This is a genomic window from Streptomyces sp. NPDC034084 (genome assembly GCF_055575535.1).
This window is the reverse complement of sequence record NZ_JBVISK010000009.1, coordinates 183,945-202,439: the sequence shown is the minus strand read 5'-3', so window position 1 is coordinate 202,439 and position 18,495 is coordinate 183,945. Positions and strand designations below refer to the sequence as shown.

At 73.2% G+C, this 18,495-nt stretch carries 15 protein-coding genes; 11 read left to right on the top strand and 4 right to left on the bottom strand.

Going from position 1 to position 18,495, the window contains the following annotated elements; genetic code table 11:
• Positions 1-137 precede the first annotated feature (137 nt).
• Positions 138-419, bottom strand: coding sequence for an HPr family phosphocarrier protein (locus ACZ51I_RS29120; RefSeq protein ID WP_015036698.1), 282 nt, complete (start codon positions 417-419; stop codon positions 138-140).
• A gap of 185 nt (positions 420-604) precedes the next feature.
• Between ACZ51I_RS29120 and ACZ51I_RS29115 the strand changes: the two genes are divergently transcribed.
• From ACZ51I_RS29115 to ACZ51I_RS29095, 5 genes are all read left to right on the top strand, one after another.
• The gene (locus ACZ51I_RS29115; RefSeq protein ID WP_468881691.1) at positions 605-3,520 is read left to right on the top strand and encodes a bifunctional acetate--CoA ligase family protein/GNAT family N-acetyltransferase; all 2,916 of its coding nucleotides are present in this window, start codon (positions 605-607) and stop codon (positions 3,518-3,520) included.
• A gap of 41 nt (positions 3,521-3,561) precedes the next feature.
• Positions 3,562-4,158: a DUF5998 family protein gene (locus ACZ51I_RS29110; RefSeq protein ID WP_086831561.1), complete on the top strand. Its 597-nt coding sequence runs from the start codon at positions 3,562-3,564 to the stop codon at positions 4,156-4,158.
• Complete coding sequence (locus tag ACZ51I_RS29105; protein WP_468881687.1) at positions 4,158-5,363, top strand: alkaline phosphatase family protein; 1,206 nt, start codon at positions 4,158-4,160, stop codon at positions 5,361-5,363. The genes ACZ51I_RS29110 and ACZ51I_RS29105 overlap by 1 nt, the downstream gene beginning before the upstream one ends.
• A 49-nt stretch (positions 5,364-5,412) precedes the next feature.
• Complete coding sequence (locus ACZ51I_RS29100) at positions 5,413-6,063, top strand: thymidine kinase (RefSeq protein ID WP_468881684.1); 651 nt, start codon at positions 5,413-5,415, stop codon at positions 6,061-6,063.
• Between the two features lie 218 nt (positions 6,064-6,281).
• Entirely contained in the window at positions 6,282-7,427 is a 1,146-nt protein-coding gene (locus tag ACZ51I_RS29095; RefSeq protein WP_468881682.1) for a hypothetical protein, read from the top strand.
• Here the strand turns inward: ACZ51I_RS29095 and ACZ51I_RS29090 are convergent, their stop codons facing one another.
• Positions 7,428-8,123: a TetR/AcrR family transcriptional regulator gene (locus ACZ51I_RS29090; RefSeq protein WP_468881679.1), complete on the bottom strand. Its 696-nt coding sequence runs from the start codon at positions 8,121-8,123 to the stop codon at positions 7,428-7,430.
• A gap of 216 nt (positions 8,124-8,339) precedes the next feature.
• Between ACZ51I_RS29090 and ACZ51I_RS29085 the strand changes: the two genes are divergently transcribed.
• From ACZ51I_RS29085 to ACZ51I_RS29070, 4 genes are all read left to right on the top strand, one after another.
• Positions 8,340-8,957 carry an isochorismatase family protein gene (locus ACZ51I_RS29085; RefSeq protein WP_468881677.1) on the top strand — a complete coding sequence of 206 codons (618 nt, stop codon included), beginning with the start codon at positions 8,340-8,342 and terminating at the stop codon, positions 8,955-8,957.
• A gap of 143 nt (positions 8,958-9,100) precedes the next feature.
• Positions 9,101-11,659: a YfhO family protein gene (locus ACZ51I_RS29080; protein ID WP_468881674.1), complete on the top strand. Its 2,559-nt coding sequence runs from the start codon at positions 9,101-9,103 to the stop codon at positions 11,657-11,659.
• A gap of 128 nt (positions 11,660-11,787) precedes the next feature.
• Entirely contained in the window at positions 11,788-12,753 is a 966-nt protein-coding gene (locus ACZ51I_RS29075; RefSeq protein WP_468881671.1) for a glycosyltransferase family 2 protein, read from the top strand.
• Positions 12,754-12,756: 3 nt separating this feature from the next.
• The gene (locus ACZ51I_RS29070; RefSeq protein ID WP_468881668.1) at positions 12,757-14,124 is read left to right on the top strand and encodes a polysialyltransferase family glycosyltransferase; all 1,368 of its coding nucleotides are present in this window, start codon (positions 12,757-12,759) and stop codon (positions 14,122-14,124) included.
• A gap of 54 nt (positions 14,125-14,178) precedes the next feature.
• On the opposite strand, the gene ACZ51I_RS29065 is transcribed toward ACZ51I_RS29070, so the two are convergent.
• A complete protein-coding gene (locus ACZ51I_RS29065; protein WP_468881666.1) occupies positions 14,179-14,952 on the bottom strand; it encodes a VOC family protein in 774 nt (257 codons plus the stop codon).
• A gap of 159 nt (positions 14,953-15,111) precedes the next feature.
• On the opposite strand from ACZ51I_RS29065, the gene ACZ51I_RS29060 reads away from it, so the two are divergent.
• Positions 15,112-15,939 carry a sulfurtransferase gene (locus ACZ51I_RS29060; protein ID WP_468881664.1) on the top strand — a complete coding sequence of 276 codons (828 nt, stop codon included), beginning with the start codon at positions 15,112-15,114 and terminating at the stop codon, positions 15,937-15,939.
• A gap of 126 nt (positions 15,940-16,065) precedes the next feature.
• Here ACZ51I_RS29060 and sepH read toward each other — a convergent pair whose 3' ends face one another.
• Positions 16,066-17,106: a septation protein SepH gene (gene sepH / locus ACZ51I_RS29055; RefSeq protein ID WP_468881662.1), complete on the bottom strand. Its 1,041-nt coding sequence runs from the start codon at positions 17,104-17,106 to the stop codon at positions 16,066-16,068.
• A gap of 465 nt (positions 17,107-17,571) precedes the next feature.
• Between sepH and ACZ51I_RS29050 the strand changes: the two genes are divergently transcribed.
• Positions 17,572-18,489, top strand: coding sequence for a hypothetical protein (locus ACZ51I_RS29050; protein WP_468881659.1), 918 nt, complete (start codon positions 17,572-17,574; stop codon positions 18,487-18,489).
• Positions 18,490-18,495 lie beyond the last annotated feature (6 nt).

The window sequence follows — 18,495 nt, the reverse complement described above, 5'->3', positions numbered from 1 at the left end:
AAAGAGAATTTGGTTCCGATTTTTTGGGGCTCCCAAAAAAGCCTTCCCCACTCCACGAAGGGAAGAAGGAAAAAGAAACTCCCCCCCCCCCACCGCCCTCCCCCCCCCCACGGCCATGCGTCGTACGGGGGACCGGATCAGACGGTCTCGGGGAGCTCGTCCAGGCCCTCGGCGACCAGCTTCGCCAGGCGGTCGAGCGCGGCCTCGGCGCCGTCGGCCTCCGACGCGAGAACGATCTCCTCGCCGCCCTGCGCGCCCAGCCCGAGCACCGCGAGCATGGAGGCGGCGTTCACGGGGGTGCCGTCGGACTTGGCGATCGTCACCGGAACGCCGGAAGCCGTGGCGGCACGGACGAAGATGGACGCGGGGCGGGCGTGCAGGCCCTCGGCCCAGCCGACGTTGACGCGGCGCTCAGCCATGGTGTTGCCCTTCAAGTCTCAAGCGGGTTGTCTAGACCAGTCTCTCACGGGTTGCGCGGTGCTCCCGCCGACCTCCGGCCCGGATCGGACCGCCCTTCGGCCCTCCCTACCTTGCAACACCTTGCATCGCGCACCCCCGCCACGCGACCGGTGCCGCAGTCGTGTCGCGGCCGTAGGCTGGCCCCATGCAGAGCGCGTCGGAGCAGTCGGAAGCGGCGGAACCACCGGCACCAGCGGCGCGGCCGGCCCCACCGGAGCACGCCTACCCCGACCACTGGGAGGCGGACGTGGTGCTCCGCGACGGCGGCACCGCGCGCATCAGGCCCATCACGGCCGATGACGCCGACCGGCTCGTCAGCTTCTACGAGCAGGTCTCGGACGAGTCGAAGTACTACCGCTTCTTCGCCCCCTACCCCCGCCTCTCCGCCAAGGACGTCCACCGCTTCACCCACCACGACTTCGTGGACCGGGTCGGGCTCGCGGCGACCGTCGGCGGCGAGTTCATCGCCACCGTGCGCTACGACCGCATCAACGAGCGGGGCCTGCCCGCCTCCGCCCCGGCCGACGAGGCCGAAGTCGCCTTCCTCGTCCAGGACGCCCACCAGGGCAGGGGCGTCGCCTCCGCCCTCCTCGAACACATCGCGGCCGTCGCGCGCGAGCGGGACATCCGGCGCTTCGCCGCCGAGGTGCTCCCCGCCAACACCAAGATGATCAAGGTCTTCACCGACGCGGGCTACACCCAGAAGCGCAGCTTCGAGGACGGCTCCGTACGGCTCCACCTCGACCTCGAACCGACCGACCGCTCCCTCGCCGTCCAGCGCGCCCGCGAGCAGCGCGCCGAGGCCCGGTCCGTGCAGCGGCTCCTCACCCCCGCGTCCGTCGCCGTCGTCGGCGCCGGACGCGCACCGGGCGGCGTCGGCCGGACCGTCCTCCGCGACCTCCTCGGGGCCGGTTTCACGGGGAGGGTGTACGCGGTGAACGCCGCGCTCACCGAGGAGACCGAGTTCGACGGCGTCCCCGCCCACCCCTCCGTCGGCGCCATCGGCGCACCCGTGGACCTGGCCGTCGTCGCCGTCCCTGCCGAACGGGTCCCCGAAGCCGTCGCGGACTGCGGCGACCACGGGGTGCGCGGCCTCGTCGTCCTCTCCGCCGGCTACGCCGAGAGCGGGCCCGCCGGCCGGGAGCGCCAGCGCGCGCTCGTACGGCAGGCCCGCTCGTACGGCATGCGGATCATCGGCCCCAACGCCTTCGGGATCATCAACACCGCCGACGACGTCCGGCTCAACGCCTCGCTCGCCCCGCAGATGCCGGCCGCCGGGCGGATCGGCCTCTTCACCCAGTCCGGCGCCATCGGGATCGCCCTCCTCGCCGGGCTGCACCGGCGCGGCGCGGGGCTCTCCTCCTTCATCTCCGCCGGCAACCGCGCCGACGTCTCAGGCAACGACTTCCTCCAGCACTGGTACGACGACCCCGGCACCGACGTCGTCCTCCTCTACCTGGAGTCGATCGGCAACCCCAGGAAGTTCACCCGGCTCGCCCGCCGCACCGCCGCCGTCAAGCCCGTCGTGGTCGTCAAGGGCGCCCGGCACAGCGGCAGCGCCCCGCCCGGCCACCGGGTCCCGGTCACCCGCATCCCGCACGCCACGGTCTCCGCCCTGCTCCGCCAGGCCGGCGTGATCCGCGTCGACACCGTCACCGAACTCGTCGACGCCGGACTGCTCCTCGCTGCCCAGCCCCTGCCCGCCGGGCCCCGGGTCGCGATCCTCGGCAACTCCGAGTCGCTCGGCCTCCTCACGTACGACGTCTGCCTGACCGAGGGGCTGCGCCCGCTGCGACCCCTCGACCTGACCACGGCGGCGGTTCCGGAAGACTTCCGGGACGCGCTGGCGGCGGCGCTCGCCGACGAGACGTCCGACGCGGTCGTCGTCACCGCGATCCCCTGGGTCGGCGAGGACGGGGCCACCGAGTTCGGCGACGGCGAGGTGCTCGCGACCGCCCTCCGCGAGGCCGTCGCCGCCGCCCCCGCACCGGCGAAGCCGGTCGTCGTCGTCCACGTCGAGATGGGCGGCCTCGCGGAGGCCCTGGCGGTGGCGACGAGCACCCGGCCGACGGCCACGAGCCCCCGGCCGGCCTCGGCGGGGCGGGGAGCCGTCACCCCGGAGAACCGTTCCGGCGGTCTTCCGGCGCCCACAGCCGCCCCAAGCCCCGCCTCCACCCCCGCACTGCAAGCCACCATCCCCTCCTACCCCGCCGCCGAGCGGGCCGTGCGCGCCCTGGCCGAGGCCGTACGGTACGGGCAGTGGCGCCGACAGGCCGCCGAGCCCGGACGGGTGCCCGAGTACGAGGACATCGACGAGGCCGGGGCCGCCGCGCTCATCGAAAGGGTCCTCGGCGCCGACGGCGTCGACGCCCGCGGTGTGACCCTCGACACCGCTCAGGCCGGGGCGCTGCTCGCCCGGTACGGGATCACCGTCCTGCCCACCCTCCCCGCGCCCACGCCCGACGCCGCCGCTGCGGCCGCCGGCCGGCTCGGCTACCCCGTCGCGCTCAAGACCACCGCACCCCACCTCCGCCACCGCCCCGACCTCGGGGGCGTCCGGCTCGACCTCGCCACCGAGGAGCAGCTCCGCACGGCGTACGCCGAGGTGACCGAGGTCCTCGGCAAGCCGGAGGAGCTCCAGCCGGTCGTCCAGGCGATGGTGCCCAGGGGAGTCGACACCGTCGTCCGCTCCGCCATCGACCCGGCCGTCGGCGCCGTCCTCTCCTTCGGCCTCTCGGGCGCGGCCTCCGAACTGCTCGGCGACACGTCCCACCGGCTGGTTCCGGCCACCGACCGGGACGCCGCCGAACTCATCCGCTCCCTGCGCACCGCGCCTCTCCTCTTCGGCTGGCGCGGCTCCGCCCCGGTCGACACCCCGGCCCTGGAGGAGCTGCTCCTGCGGGTCTCCCGGCTCGTCGACGACCACCCCGAGGTGGTCGCGGTCTCCCTGGAGCCGGTGGTCGTCGCACCCCGCGGTCTCTCCGTCCTCGGCGCGACCGTCCGGCTGGCCCCGCCCCCGCCCCGTACGGACCTGGGGCCGCGGAGCCTGCCACGTTACTGACGGGGCCGGAGCGGGCCCCTCGGCCCCGTAGGATGGAGCCCATGGCAAAGAGCGGTACGACGACCCAGGGGCTGCGCGCGGCGATCGAGCGCAGCGGCTACTACCCGGCCCTCGTGGCCGAGGCGGTGGAGGCCGCCGTCGGCGGCGAGGCCGTTTCGTCGTACGTGGTCCACCAGGAGACCACCTTCGACGCGAACGAGGTCCGGCGCCACGTCACCGTCCTCGTCCTGACGCCGCACCGCTTCATCGTCAGCCACACCGACGAGCAGGCCGCCGACACGAGCTCCCCGACGCCGTACGCCACGACCTCCACCGAGTCCGTGAAGCTCGACCGGATCTCGTCGGTCGTCGTCAGCCGCGTCGTCGCCAACCCCGAGTCGTACACGCCGGGCACGCTGCCCCGCGAAGTGGTCCTCACCATCGGCTGGGGGGCCGTCTCCCGCATCGACCTGGAGCCCGCCGCCTGCGGCGACCCCAACTGCGACGCCGACCACGGTTACACGGGCAACGCCACCGCCGACGACCTCAGCCTGCGCGTGAGCGACGCCGGGGACGGCCCGGACACCGTCCGGCAGACCCTCGCGTTCGCCCAGGCCCTCTCCGAAGCCATCGCGGCGACCGCCGCGCCGACCCGCTGATGGTGCAGCCGACCGCCGTGACCCACGGCTGGCCCGACGACCCGGTCCCGCTCGCGCCCGAGACCGCGCCGGTGCCCGAGTACGCCTCGGGTTCGCTCGGCGACCTGCTGCCGACTCTCGTGGCGGGCCAGGGCGTGCCCGGTTTCGACGCGCGGATCGGTGAACTGGCGCCGGCCGACCGGAACTGCGTCTTCCTGATCGACGGGCTCGGCTGGGAGCAGATCAAGGCCCACCCGGACGAGGCCCCGTACCTCAGCTCGCTCCTCGGCTCCTCGCGGGGCGGCACGGGCCGCCCGGTCACCGCCGGCTTCCCCGCCACCACCGCGACCTCGCTCGCCTCCGTCGGCACCGGCCGCCACCCCGGGGCGCACGGTCTGCCGGGCTACACCGTGCGCAACCCCGACACCGGCGAGCTGATGAACCAGCTCCGCTGGAAGCCGTGGACCGCGCCGCACGTCTGGCAGCCGTACCCCACCGTCTTCCAGCTCGCGCACGAGGCCGGGATCCACACCGCCCAGGTGTCCTCCCCGATCTTCGAGCAGACCCCGCTCACCAAGGTCGCGCTCAGCGGCGGAACGTTTCACGGACGGCTCTCCGGCGAGGAGCGCATGGACTTCGCCGCCGAGCAGCTCGCCGCCGGCGACCGCTCGCTGGTCTACACGTACTACAGCGAACTCGACGGCGCCGGCCACCGCTTCGGCATCGACTCCGACGCCTGGCGCGGCCAGCTGATGTTCGTCGACCGGCTCGTGCAGCGGCTCGCCGAGCAGCTGCCGCCCCGCGCGGCCCTCTACGTCACGGCCGACCACGGCATGGTCGACATCCCCTTCGACGAGCAGCACCGCATCGACTTCGACGAGGACTGGGAGCTGCGCGCGGGCGTCGCCCTCCTCGGCGGCGAGGGCCGGGCCCGCCACCTCTACGCCGTGCCCGGCGCCGAGGCGGACGTCCTCACCTGCTGGCGCGAGGTCGTCGGCGAGCAGTTCTGGGTGGCGAGCCGGGACGAGGCCATCTCCCTCGGCTGGTTCGGCCCGGAGGTCGACGAGCGGGTGTACGGCCGGATCGGCGACGTCGTCGCCGCGGCCCACGACGACGTGGCGATCACCGCCTCCGTCAACGAGCCCCACGAGTCCGCGATGGTCGGCATGCACGGGTCCATGACTCCCGAGGAGCAGTTGGTCCCGCTCCTCGAAGTCCGCTCCTGACCCCGACCCCTCCCGTCCGTCCCACGACCTGAAAGGTCCCTGTCCCGTCATGCCCGAGCTGGTCTTCTTCTCCGGAACCATGGACTGCGGGAAGAGCACCCTGGCGCTCCAGATCGCCCACAACCGCGATGCGCGGGGGCTTCAGGGCGTGATCTTCACCCGCGACGACCGGGCGGGCGAGGGCAAGCTGTCCTCCCGGCTCGGCCTGGTGACGGAGGCGGTCGAGGCACCGCGGGACATGGACCTGTACGCGTACCTCGTCACCCAGCTCTCCCGGGGCGGCAAGGCCGACTACGTGATCGTGGACGAGGCCCAGTTCCTCGCCCCGGAGCAGATCGACCAGCTCGCCCGCATCGTCGACGACCTCGGCCTGGACGTCTTCGCCTTCGGCATCACGACGGACTTCCGTACGAAGCTGTTCCCCGGCTCGCAGCGGCTGATCGAACTGGCGGACCGGATCGAGCAGCTCCAGGTCGAGGCGCTGTGCTGGTGCGGCGCCCGCGCCACGCACAACGCCCGTACGGTCGGCGGCGAGATGGTCGTCGAGGGCGAGCAGGTCGTCGTCGGGGACGTGAACCGCCCGGCCGAGGAGATCGGCTACGAGGTCCTCTGCCGCCGCCACCACCGCCGCCGCATGACCTCCGCCTCGGCCCACGCGGGCGCCCTCTCGCCGGACGTCCTGCCGGTCGGCAACGCCTGACGCCTGTCACGGTACTTCCGGCCCCGGCCCCCCTCTCCTTCGTCCGCCGCTCTTTCGTCCCCCGCGACCCGGTTCGCTGGGGACGTCGGGCTCGTTGTCCTTCCGCCGGGAACACCGGCGCGCGGGTGGGAATCCGCCACGGGACCACGGTGCCCCGCGCCGGTCGCCTCGCGTTCCCCTCCCGCGCCCAGCGAGTGCTCCCTCATGGAAGGCGGAAGATGTCGACACGCAGAAGTTTCCTCGGCGGTGCCACGGCGACCGGTGTCATGGCGAGCATGGGAGGAACCCCGGCCGTGGCCGGGAGCGAGACCGGGGGTGAAGCCGCCGGTATCGGCTCGGCGGCCCGGAGGAGCCAGGCCCGCGACGCGATCGTGGCCGTCAACCGCGGCATGCGGGCGCACTACGCCGCGCTCAAGGCCGAACTCATCACCCGCCTGAGCCCCGTCATCGTCGTCCAGAACGACGCCAAGGGAGGAAGGTTCACGCTCCTCCACGAGGGTGCGCGGGAGTCGCTTCACCCCGTGGGGGAGGTGTTCGAGCTGGCGAAGTCCGTCAGCCATGTGCCCCTCGGCATCCACTCGATCATCGCGCCCTACCTGAGCGACAAGGTCCCGAACCTCCCCGGTGCCGACCGTATCGACGCCCATGACCTGGAGATGGTCGCGTCCAGGGGGCCCGGATCCACGGGCTGGGTCGCCCCGCTCCAGGAGTACGCCGCCACGCTGACCGCCGCGCGCCGGCAGCTCCACGAGGCGGGCGTCCCGCAGGGGATGGTGGTCTCGTGCGGGCACGTGCTCGACGGCGCCCTCCGGTTCATCGACGTCACCCTCGCGGCCGGCGCCGTCGACATCAAGTCGTTCGAGGACTTCTCGGTCCGCGTGCACGGGGCGATCCGCACCAACATGAGGTACGCGGCCGAGGCCCAGATCGCCGGCGTGGAGGGCCTCCTGCGGAAGTGGCGGGCCAGGATCGGCGAGGAGGCGTGGCAGGAGCTGTACACCGTCGTGCTCTCCCAGTGGGCCACGTCCGTACTGAACCAGAACACGATCATCATCAGGCCGTGCATGAACCCGGCGAAGGTGGCCACCCACCTGATCGATCTGCCGACCGCCGAGCCGCCCTCGGACCCGGTCTTCGTGGCTCTCGACAACCTGGCCCGGATCGTGCAGGACAACATCGCGGCGGAGCTGGTCTTCCCCTCGGACCGGGCGGCGGCGGACGCGCTCAAGGGGCCACAGGATCTCCTCGCCGACGAGATCCTTGACCAGCTGGGAACGTCGACGGCGAACGGGACGGCGTACTCCGCTGCCGTGGGCACCGAAGACGCCTGCCCCTTCTCCCCACAGGGTGCGGTACGGGGCTGATCACCGCCGGGGATCCGGGGCCGCGCTCCGCGGGGGCCGCGCGCGCGTCAGCCGGTCGAGGTCCTGGGTGTTCAAGGGCGCCGTTCCCGTCAGGGTGCCCACCAGTGCCTGGGCGAGGACGGTCGCCGCGCCGATCCGGGTGTCCTCGTGCTCGTCGCCGGTGACCTTGTCGATCACCGCGTCCCGTACCGCGTACGAGATGGCCGGCTCTTGGAAGAGTGCGGGGAACGACAGCGCCATCATGCACACGCCCACGTTGGCGGAGAGGACCGACTGGCCCGCCAGTTCGGGGCTCATGCGCAGGCGTCCGGCGTCGCGGCAGCGCTTCAGGGCCTTCAGAAGGATCGCCTGCGCTTCCTTGATGGCCTGCGGCTTGGCGTCGCCCGTCGGCGTGAACATCAGGCGGTAGAGGTACGGATTGCGCAGCGCGAACGCGACGTGGCTGTCCCAGGCCGTACGCAGGTCCGCCACCGGGTCGTCGGTGAGCGGGTTCTGCCGCTTCTGGGCGAGGAAGCGCTCGAAGCCGATGTCGGCCACTGCCGTGAGCAGCCCCTGCTTGTCGCCGAACTGGCGGTAGATCTCGGGCATGCCGACCTTCGCCCGGTCGCAGATGGCCCGGGTCGAGATCGCCAGCGCGTCCTTCGTGGCGAGCAGTTCCTCGGTGGCTTCCAGGATGCGCTCTCGTGCCGTCGACATGCCTTCACGATAACAGCGCTAACAGTCCGGACCTGGGCGAATCCAGGGCTGGGGGCGTCTCGGTGGGGTGCGGTGAGCGGGTTCTGTTAGCGATGATTACTTGATGTGTTAGCGTTGACAACGCCGGGAGGGTCGGGCTGCCTCCGGGCCTTCCGAGCGCTCGCAACGACCCTGACGCCCCGTCCCTTCCCGCAACCTTCCACGAAAGGAACCGTCATGACCGCCTCCACCACCCTCCGCGATGTCTTCGGCCTGCCCCAGGAGCTGCCGCGCCTGAGCGAATCGGCCCTGATCCTGGTCGACTTCCAGAACACCTACCGCACCGGCGTCATGCGCCTCGACGGAGCCGAGGAGGCCCTGGCCGCCGGTGCCCGACTGCTCGCCGCAGCGCGCGCCGCGGGCGCCCCGGTCGTCCACATCGTCAACGACGGCGGTGAGGGCACTCCGTACGACATCCGTGCCGAGATCGGCTCGATCAGCGACGAAGTCGCCCCGATCGAAGGCGAGAAGGTCGTCGTCAAGCAGTTCCCCAACGCCTTTCACGCCACCGACCTGGAGGAGACCCTCAAGGACCTCGGCGTGAGCGGCGACCTTGTCATCGCCGGTTTCATGACGCACATGTGCGTCCTCTTCACCGCCCAGGGCGCCTTCAGCCTCGGCTACCGCCCGACCGTGGTCGCCGAGGCCACCGCGACCCGGCCCCTGGAGGCGCCGGACGGCACGGTCCTGCCGTCGGAGGCGCTCCAGGCCGCGAGCCTGACGACCGTCCGGGACCTGTTCGGCACGGTGGCCCGCACGGTCGAGGAGCTCGTCGCCCCGGTGCGCGTGGGGTGAACTCCGGGCGGCACCCGGAGTTCACCCGGGGTGTGCCTGCAGAGCGCCTGCTGATCGGTTGCGGGTCGCCCGCCTCGGCGGTAATGGCGGTCGGCCCGTGACGACCCCTCCGGGCGTCTCCGCTGCGCACCCCTGGAGGTCGTGTGCCACCCGCCGCCGAGGCCGTGTACGCCGAGCCGGAGACCGTACGCGACGAGCACGGCGGCGACGAGCGGCCACGGTCCGCGGTCCTGCGGGCTCCGGCCGCCGCCGCGCTGCTCACGGCGGTGCTGCTCTGTCTCGCGACCCGGCTCTCCCGCACGTACCCCTTCGGCCCGCTGACCAGGAACACCGTCGACCTCGGCCAGCAGTACCTGCCGTTCCACGCCTACTGGCGTTCCTTCCTGCTCGGCGAGACGCACGGGGACGCCTTCCTCAACTGGAACTCCGGCTTCGGCTCCAACTTCCTCGGCGACATCGGCACCTACCTGAGCAGCCCCTTCGACCTGCTCGTCGTGTTCTTCCCGGCGGACCGCGCCGAGCTCGCGCTGTACGTCGTCACCGCCACCAAGATCACCGCGGCGGCGGCAGCGATGGCGCTCCTGCTCCTGCGGCTGCGCCCCGGCCCGTGGCCGGTCGCCGCCGTGCTCGGCACCGCGTACGCGCTCTCCGGCTGGACCCTCGACCACGGTGCCACCGTCCCGATGTGGCTCGACGGACTCGTCGCCTTCCCGCTCCTCTGTCTGGTCGGCGAATGGGCCCGCACCGGCCGCTGTCCCGTCCTCGGCCCCCTCGTCGTCGCCCTGGCCTGGATCGCCAACTTCTACACGGCGTACATGGCGACGCTCGGCGCGGCCGTCGTCCTCGCCGTCCGTCTCCTCACCGCCGAGGAGACCGCCGGCGTCCGGCAGCGCCTCGCCGGGGCACTGCGCGCCACCCGGAGCGTCCTCATCGGCGTCGGGCTCGCCGCGCCGCTCGTCGTGGTCGTCTTCCTCGCCACCAAGGTCGCCGATCCCACACCGGAGACCACCTTCGCCCCTGCGCCCTGGACGGACGTCCTCGCCCGGTTCCTGCCGGCCACCGCCAGCGTCTCCAGCCCCGCCCTCTTCATCGGCACGCCCGCTCTCGCGCTCGCCCTGACTCTGCCCTTCAACCGGGCCGTCGCCCCGCGTGTCCGGGCCGCCTGGACAGTCGCGATCGTGCTGGTGACGCTCTCCCTCCAGTGGGAGCCCACCCATCTCCTCTGGCACGCGGGCGCCTCGCCCAACGGCATTCCGTACCGTCAGACCTTCGTCCTGTGCGGCCTGCTGCTCGTCGCCGCCTGGTTCTCCGCCTCCCGGGGCGTGCCCCGGCCGACCGCGCTCCTCGCGGGCACGGCGCTGCTCGCCGCCCTGGCGTGGGCGGCCCGGGGGAGCGTCGACATCGACCGGTGGACCTTTCCCGCCGCCGGCGCGGCCGCGCTCCTCGCGTGCGGCGCCGCTCTCCTTGCCCTCGCCGTTGACCACCGGAGCCACGCGCGCGTACTCCCCGTCCTGGCCGTTGACCACCGCCGCAACGCGCGCGTACTCCCCGTCCTGGCCGTGATCCTGCTCGTCGCCGCGCAGGGGGGCGAGGTGGCCGTCACCGGGAAGCGGATCGAGGAGCAGCAGCGCGACAAGGTCGCCTGGTCGCCCCGGATCGGCCCCTGGCACGCGGCCGTCACCGCCGAAGTGGCGCGCGCGGACGCCTGGCCCCACCACCGCACGGACCCCGGCGAGGTCCCCGGCGGCAACGACGTACTGCTCGTCGGAGGGCAGGGCGCCGACTACTACAGCAGCCTCACCGCGGACGTCACCTCGCGGACCCTGACGTCGCTCGGCTTCGGCCACTACGCCAAGGGCCGGCACCCGGTCACCCTCGACAACCCCGTCGCGGACGCCCTCTTCTCCATCGGCACCCGGCTGCGCTCGCAGCCCACGGAGCCGGTACGGCAGGACGCCGCGCCCCGCGCCACGGTCACCGTCACCACCACCCCCGTCCCGCCCCTGGTCACCGTCCGTCCGCCCGAGCGGCCGGACACGCACCCCGGGGACTCGGCCTTCGCCCGGCAGGAACGCCTGCTCGGCGCCGACGTGTACGAGCTGCCCGCCCCGCTCCGTACCGGACGCACCCTCATCGCCCGCTGCCCCGCGGGCTCCCAGGTCTGGTTCTGGGCACCCGAGTACAAGGGCACGGCGGCCCTCGCGGGGCAGGCGCCCGTGAAGTTCGACGGCAGACCGCCCGCCGTCCGCGCCCCCATGCAGGCCCTCGGAACCGCCCCCGCCTCCGGCACGGTACGGATCGGCCTGGGGCCCGAGGACAAGGCCCGGCTGCCCCAGGAACCGCTCGGCTGCCTGGTCGGTGCCCGGCTCGACTCCGCCGTACGGCAGCTCACCGCGAGCGGCGCCACGCGCGTGCGTGCCACCGGACACACCGTCACGGCCGAACTGCCACCGGGCAGCAGGGGCGTCGCGGTTTTCGCCGTGCCGCGCATCTCCGGCTGGCGCTGCGCCGCCGGGGACGCCGACGCCCGCCCCGCGCGCGCCTACGAGGGCCTCGTCGCCGTCCCCCTCGACGGACGGGCGACCACGGTCGGCTGCTCCTTCCGGCCGCCGGGGCTCCGACTCGGCGGGGCCGTCGGCGCGGCCGCCCTCCTCGCGCTCGCCGCCACGGGCTTCCTGCACCGCCGACGGGGGCGCGGGTGAGGGGTTCCCCTCGGAGACGACAAGAGTTCACCCGGCGTGCACGCGCGGATCGTTCGCCGGGAGAAGCCGGCCGTTACCGTGCCAGCCGTAACGGCGTTGAGTAGTTCGATTCAGTGTGGGGATCCCGAGTGCCGAAACTGTCCGTCGTCGTACCGTTCCACAATGTCGGGGCATACGCCCCCGACACCTTGCGCAGTCTCGCGAACAACGCCGACCCGGAATTCGAGTTCCTGCTGATCGACGACTGCTCGACGGACGAGACCCCGGAGATCCTCGACCGCTGGCGTGACCGCCTGCCCAACGCCACCGTCATCAGGCACGAGAAGAATCAGGGCGTCGCCCAGGCCCGTAACACCGGAATCGACGCGGCATGTGGCGACTACCTCACGTTCCTCGACGGCGACGACTGGTACGCACCCGGCCATCTGAGCGCGGCCGTGGCCGGGATCTCCCGCCTGGGCTGCGATTTCGCCCGGACCGACCACGTCCTGTCGGAAGGCCGGAAGCGGCAGATCCGCTATGCCCCCGCCCAGCGCCGCGACACCGTGATGGACCCCAGGGACGGCATCTCCCCGGCCAGCATGGTGACGATGGTCGACTATCCCTTCGTCCCCTTCGGCATTTACAGCGGGCGTCTCTTCGAAAACGGCGCATCCCGCTTCGAGACCACTCTCCGCACCGCCGAGGACCGCCTCTGGATCTGGCGGCTCCACCTCAAGGCACACACCTTCGCGGCGCTTTCCCTGCACGGCGTCTTCTACCGGCGGGGTGTCACCACCTCGCTCACCCAGATCACCGACAACCGGCAACTGGACTTCATTCCCTCGTACGACCTCCTGCTCGACGAGGTGTCCCGGGACGCGGAGGCGGACCGTTTCCTCCCGAAGGCCGTCCGCACCTACTGCGCGATGATCGCCTTCCACATGGGGAAGGCCGAGAAGTACGAGCCCGCCGTCGCCGCACGGCTGCGCGCCGACGTCCGCGACGCCCTGCACCGCATGCCGCAGCGGGTCCTCGACGAGACCCTCGCCACCATGGACACACCGCGCAGCACCCTCCTCCGCAGCCTGCGCGACACCGGAAGGACCGCCTGAACCATGGCCCCCGACGCCGTCCCCGCCTCCGCGCCCGACCTGCCGGTCCAGATCTTCCAGGTGTCCACCCTCTACGGCGCGGCCACCCTGGCCGCCGCGCTCGACGCCGGACAGTTCGGCCCCCGCGACTCCGCCCGCAGGCTCCTCCTGATCTCCCGCAACGCCGAGATCCCCGAGACCGCGCTCCGCCTGGAGAGGATGACCGGGTACGAGCGGATCGCCGCCCGCTTCGACGGCACCCTCGACTGGAACGAGACGATCCACCCGTACCACCCCGCCGCCTGGGCCCCCCGCCCCGAGGAGGCGCCCCTCTGGCAGCGCGTGCTGCGCACCGCCTGGGACCTCGGCACCGGGCCGGTCGAGCTCATCGTGGAATCCATCCAGGTCAATCCGGCCAAGGCGCTCGCCGGCGCCTTCCCCGAGAGCACCGTGCACGTCTACGCCGACGGCCTGATGAGCTACGGCCCGACCCGCTCCGACCTCGCCCAGTCGATCGCCTGCCGCATCCGCCGCGTCCTCCACCTCGACCTGGTGCCGGGCCTCCGCCCCCTTCTCCTGAGCGAATACGGGGTCGAGCCCGAGCTCGTCCCCGACACCGCCTTCCGCGCCGTCCTCGCCGAGATCGCAGAGGCGGCGGCAGAGGACCCGGAGATCGCACGGGCCGCCGCCGCCCGGCCGACGGCCCTGCTGCTCGGCCAGTACCTCGCCGCCCTCTCCCTCCTCACCGCCGAGGAGGAAGAGGAGCTGCACGTACGGATGCTGCGCGGGGCGGCCGCGGCCGGACACCGCTCGGTGGTCTTCAAACCGCACCCGAGCGCGCCCGTCCGCTACTCCCAGGCCCTGGAAGAGGAGGCCGGGCGGGCCGGGGTACGGCTCACGGTGCTCGACGGGCCACTGCTCGCCGAGACCTTCTACGAGCGCTGCCGGCCCGAGCTCGTCGTCGGCTGCTTCTCCACGGCGATGCTCACCGCCGCCGTCTACTTCGGCGTCCCCATCGGGCGCGTGGGCACGGCCGAGGTCCTCGAACGGCTCACGCCCTTCGAGAACAGCAACCGGATCCCGCTCACCGTCGTCGACCATCTGGTCGCGGACCTGGAGGGCGGCGAGGAGCCCGCCGTACCCGGAGCGGCCCCGGCCTCGCTCACGCCCCTCGTCCGCGCCGTCGGCTACTGCATGCGGCACAAGGCCCACCCGGGGCTCCGCGAGGAGGCCGCCGCGTTCCTGGCGGAGCACCACGCCGAGCCCGGCACCGCGCACCACTTCACCGCCGAACGGCTGACCCAGCTCGGCCTCCCGGGCGGAGGAGCCGCTCCGGGCCGGACGGCCACGTCCCGGCTGCGCCGCGGCCTGGCCCGGACCCGGCGGGGTTGAGGGGAGGCCGGGGGATCATCCCCGCAGCCCGGCTGCGCCGAGGCCCCGGAAGGCTCAGGCGCCGGCGGATCTGACCAGGGTGAAGACCGCGCCCTCCGGGTCCGCCACCAGGGCGAGCCGTCCCGCCGTGCCCTCGCGCGGCGGACGCAGCACATGACCGCCGAGCTCCACGACGAGCCGCGCGGCCGCGTCCGTGTCGGCGACCTCGAAGTACGTCATCCAGTGCGGGCCCCGGTCCCGGGGCAGCGCGTCGCCGACGCCGTGCAGCGAGGCCACCGGCGCCCCGGCCACGTGCAGCGTCGCGTAGTCGTGGTCGGCGGAGACGACCGGCTCCACCTCGAAGCCGAAGACCGTCCGGTAGAACTTGCCGATCGAGGACGTCTCGTACGTGAGGAGCTCGTTCCACACCGGGGTCCCCGGCGGTCCCGCCGTCGCCGTGCCGTGGTGCGCCTCCGCCTGCCAGACGCCGAAGACCGCGCCGGCCGGGTCGGAGCAGATCGCCATACGGCCCGCCTCGCCCGCGTCCAGCGGGCCGACGGCGACGGTGCCGCCGCAGCTGCGGATGCCCTCGGCCGTCTCGTCGGCGTCCGGCGTGGCCAGATACGGGGTCCAGGCGATACGGAGGTGCCGGTCGGGCGGCATCTGGCCGATGCCCGCCACCTCCTTGCCGCCGAGCAGCGCGCGCACGTAGGGGCCGAGCTGCTGCGGACCGGGCACGAACTCCCAGTCGAAGAGCGCGTTGTAGAACTCCTGCGTGGCGTCAAGCCCGTGCACCATCAGACTCACCCAACAGGGTGTGCCGGGTGGCCGCGGAGTCGCCTCGGTCATCGTCACATCTCCTCGGACCGTCGTCCTGGCCGTGCCCCCGTCCGATGGTGACACCGACGGCGGCGCGGCGGGCCCGGCCGCGCCGTGCGTGGCGCGATTCCGCCGGAGGTCGCCCGGTGCGGCCCCGCGCGGCCGTGCGGCTGCGCGAGGATGGCACCCATGAAGCCCATCATCTCCGCAAGCGAACTGCTCAGCGAGTCGGCCGGGCCCCGGCCGCCGGTCCTCCTGGATGTCCGCTGGACGCTCGGCGGCCCGCCCGGACGGCCCGCGTACGAGGCCGGGCACCTGCCCGGCGCGGTCTACGTCGACCTGGACGCGGAACTCGCGGGACCGCCCGGGAGCGGCGGCCGCCATCCGCTGCCCGACCCGGAGTCCTTCGGAGCCGTGATGCGCCGCGCGGGTGTCTCGGCGGACCGGCCGGTCGTCGTCTACGACGGCGGTCTCGGCTGGGGCGCGGCCCGCGCCTGGTGGCTGCTCCGCTGGGCGGGCCACCCGGACGTTCGGGTCCTGGACGGAGGCCTCCCGGCCTGGACGGGGGAGCTCACGGAGAAGGTCCCCGCACCGGAACCGGGCGACTTCCGGCCGAAGCCGGGCGCGCTGGGACTGCTCGACGCGGACGGGGCGGCCGCGCTGGCCCGTTCCGGGCTGCTCCTGGACGCCCGGGCGGCCGAGCGTTACCGGGGCGACGTGGAGCCCATCGACCGGGTCGGCGGGCACATCCCGGGCGCGGTCTCGGCCCCGACGACGGAGAACGTCGACGCCGAGGGCCTCTTCCTGGCCGCCGACGTCCTGCGGGAGCGTTTCACCGCGCTCGGCGCGTCCGAGGGGGCCCCGGTCGCCGTCTACTGCGGCTCGGGCGTCTCCGGCGCCCACGAGGTGCTCGCCCTGGAGATCGCGGGCATCCCCGCGGGCCTCTACGCCGGTTCCTGGTCGGAATGGTCCTCGGACCCCACCCGCCCGGTCGCCACGGGCCCGAACCCGGGCTAGTTCCTGCCCGCGATCAGGGCCGGATAGGTGGCCCCTGGCGCCGTACGGGAGTCAGGGGCGTACGCGAAGGGCCCGCGCTGTCGTGCGGCGCGGGCCCTTCGCGTACACGCGTGCGAGTACCGGCGGTCAGTCCTGCTTCTTCCTGCGGGTGCCGAAGACGATCTCGTCCCAGCTGGGGACGGCGGCGCGGCGGCCCGGCCGGACGCCGTCCGCCTCGGCCTGGCGGTCGGTGGCGCCGTGCAGACGGTCGCGGTGGCCCGAGACCGCGCGCGGCATCAGGACGTCGGCGTACGCCGAACCCGCGCCCGCCGAGGCGGCCGGCGCCGGCGGCTCCTCCTCCTCCGCCTCCTCCGAGGGCTCGGAGTCCGGCTGCTCGGGCACGATCATGTCGCCGCGGAAACTGGGCACGGCCTCCAGGAGGCTCGTCAGCGAGTCCCGCTCCTCCTCCGGCTCGACGGGCGCGGGCGCCCGCTCCAGCTGGCGGTCGGACCGGTCGATCTGGCGGTCGAGGGCCCGGTCGAGCGGCCGGTCCCGGGGCAGCCGGGCGATGCGCGGCACGAAGGGGAAGCTGGGCTCGGGCGCGGCGGCGATCGTGTCGTCCGTCTCGCCGATCAGGGCCCGGGCCTCGTCGTCGACGGCCTGGACGAGCCGCCGAGGCGGGTCGTACGTCCAGCTGGCCGTGTGGACCTCGCCGGCGACCCGGTAGACGAGCAGCACCTCCCAGGTGCCGTCGTCGCGCCGCCAGGAGTCCCACTGCACGGTGTCCTTCTCGGCGCCGCGCAGCAGCAGCCGCTCCTGCACCGCCTCGCCGAGCTGCGGGCCGCTGTTCTCCCCGGGCCTGCGGACCGGGGTCTTGCGGGCCCGCTCGGCCATGAAGGCGCGCTCCGCCAGCACGGGGCCCTCGAAGCGGCGCACGCGGTCGACGGGGATGCCGGCGAGCTGGGCGACCTCCTCAGCGGAGGCACCGGCTCGTATCCGCGCCTGGATGTCACGGGGGCGGAGGTGGCTCTCCACCTCGATCTCGATCTGGCCGAGGCGCGCGCGGTCGTTGCGCACGGCGGCACGGAGCCGCTCGTCGATCGGAAGCGTGTACTCCGTGCTGTCAGCAGCCTTCAGCACCAGTCGTGTGCCGTCGTTGGAGACGGCCACGACACGCAGTTCGGGCATGGGGACCTCCCGGGTGGTGCCTGCCGACGTCACGTGCGTCGCTGCTTCCGCTAGTCGAGTGTGGCCTGCCCGGGTGCAGCCTGCCACTACCTTGCCGAGTTGCCCGGCGTGTCGGGCATGAACCCTGGAACGCCGTTATGGCACGGTGACCTGTTGGCTACTCGTAGTGACTGGCGGTCACTCTGTGCAGCCGGTTCCCGTGCGATGCCGAGGCGCCGCCGGTTCGAGCGCCGTGTCCGGCCCCCTCCCCTTGATCCGGGGCACCCGTGAGGGCGTCCGGACCCAGGGTTCGTCAATGTACTCCATTCGGGCCACCTGGGTGGACCGGCGCGCCGCCCAACTTCTCGGGCGGTACGGGAGTTGAGTCCCTGTGATCTTCCCCCATACGTGTCACTCTTCACAGAAACAGCAGAAACGGAACTATTCGCTTCTCCCGTTTGTCCCTTCTGGGTGCAAGGCGAACGGATGAGCCATCAGGGGTCGGAGATGCGTCACGGGCCGGAAACCGACGGGGACGAGCCGGAGGAGGCGAGGGAGGGCGGCAGGAGAAGGATCGACCTGAGCGTGGCTCAGGTCTCCGGCAGCGCGCTGGCCGCGGTCATCGCCGCCAAGCTCGCCTCGACCCTCGGGGTGTACGGCACGATCGTCGGCGCCGGTGTGATCAGTGTCATCGCGACCTGCGGAGGACCGCTCTTCCAGCACCTCTTCAAGCGCACGGGCGAACAGGTCCGCGACGTGACCTCGGCGGCCAAGCCGAAGGCGCGTCAGGTCCCGGTCGCCGCCGGGCCGCAGGACGACCGCACTCTGATGCTGACGGCCGCTCGGCCCGACGCGGACTTCGGCGAGGAGTTCGGGGAGGCGACCACCCACGGCACTCGGGTCCGGGGCTGGAAGCGGCCGGCGATCGCCGCCGCCCTGGTCTTCGGCGTCACCATGGGCGGCATCACCGCCTACGAACTGGTCTCCGGGCAGGACTTCAGCGGCAAGCAGGGCACCACCACCTTCGGCTCCGTCGTCCGGGGCGGCGGGAGCACCGTCCAGGACACGCCCCACCGGGACCAGGAGCCCACGCCCGCGCCGTCGGGATCCGCGGAGGGCCCCGGGCGGCAGCAGGGCGGCGCGGGCACCCCCACGACGGGATCACCCACGCCGACGCCGGGCGACCGGGAGACCGCGGGGGGCGATCCGGGGACGCCGTCGGCGGAGCCCACCCCCTCCGGTTCCGCCGACGACGGGACGGAACCCGCCCTCACGCCGACCGCCCCGACGCCGGAACCGACGGCGCCGACCCAGGAGCCCACCACCGGGACCACGCCGTCCGGGGCGCCCTCGGCCCCGGTGACGACCGGAGCCGACGCCGGGACGGGTACGGGAGCCGAGTGACCGTCA